At 78.4% G+C, this 1379-nt stretch carries 1 protein-coding gene; it reads left to right on the forward strand.

Annotated features, from left to right (window positions below):
• Window positions 1-349: 349 nt before the first annotated feature.
• Window positions 350-1379: ATP-dependent DNA ligase (locus tag AB0O00_RS39610; protein WP_363659515.1), on the forward strand; the 1030-nt coding region annotated here is incomplete at its 3' end.

Here is a 1379-nt window from a genome sequence, read left to right on the forward strand (position 1 = left end):
GGCGATCGGCGGGCTGCTCGGCTGCCCGGCGCGCGGCACGCCCTCCGGAGCGGCCGCCCACACGGTCGGCCGCTCCGGTCGCCGGGAGGATGGTCGTCCTGTCTTCGCTGTTCACCTGGCCACGCTTTCTGTCCGGGTCGGCGGTCGGGTGCCGACACCTGGGAGACCTCGGGGCGCGCCGCCGATAACAGAAAGTCCGAACGAATGTCCGGCGGACCGGTCACGGCCTCCTCCGTACGCGCCGGACACCGTCCGAGCGGCGCCCCGCATCCCCCGTCCCCCGGCGGGCGGGACGCGGGCCCCGCGGGGATTCTGGAGGTGTCCGAAGCCGTCCGCCCGAGGAGGTTCCATGGCCCTGCGCGAGCTCGCCCTCACGTCCGGGGCCGTCGCCGCCGAGCCGGGCCGCAAGGCAAAGATCGCGCTGCTCGCCACGTGCCTGCGCGACCTGGGCCCGGACGAGGCGCCGGCGGCGGTGGCGCTGCTGTCGGGCGAGTCGCAGCGGCTGCGCACCGGGGTGGGGTACGCGAGCCTGCGCGAGCTGCCGCCGCCCGCCGACGGGCCGGGTGGGCTCGGGGTGCGGGAGGTCGAGCGGGAGCTGGAGCTGATCGCCGGGGTGCACGGGGCCGGGGCGCAGGCCGAGCGGCGGCGGCTGCTCGCGGCGCTGTTCGGCCGGGCGACCGAGGTCGAACAGGGGTTCCTGCGGGCCGTGCTGGTGGGCGAGTTGCGGCAGGGGGCGCTGGACGCGGTGGTCGGGGACGCCGTCGCGCAGGCGGCCGGGGTGCCGGTGGCGGCGGTGCGGCGGGCGCTGATGTTCCGCGGCTCGGCCCGCGCGGTGGCCGCGGCGGCGCTGACCGGCGGGGTGCCCGCGCTGGCCGCGTTCCGGCTCGAAGTGGGCCGGGCCGTACGGCCGATGCTGGCCGCGTCCGCGCCCGACGTGACCACGGCGCTGGAGCGCACCGGTCCGGCGGCGCTGGAGTGGAAGCTGGACGGCATCCGGGTCCAGGTGCACCGGGACCGCGCGGACGTCGCGGTGTTCACCCGCAGCCTGGACGACATCACCGCGCGCGTGCCCGAGGTGGTCGAGGCGGCGCTGACGCTGCCGCTGCGCTCGGCGGTCCTGGACGGCGAGGCCATCGCGCTCGGACCGGACGGCCGCCCGCGCCCGTTCCAGGAGACCGCCGCGCGGACCGCCACCCGCCGGGACCCGGCCCGGCTGCGGGCCGAAGTGCCGCTCAGCGCCTACTTCTTCGACCTCCTGCACCACGACGGCGAGGACCTCGTGGACCGTCCCGGCCGCGACCGGTGGGCCGCGCTGGCCGAGGCGGTGCCGCCCGGCCTACGCGTGGCCCGCACCGAGACCGGGGACGGCGCGGAGGCGC

Source organism: Kitasatospora sp. NPDC093558, assembly GCF_040683475.1.
In the GTDB taxonomy this organism is placed as follows: Bacteria; Actinomycetota; Actinomycetes; order Streptomycetales; family Streptomycetaceae; genus Kitasatospora.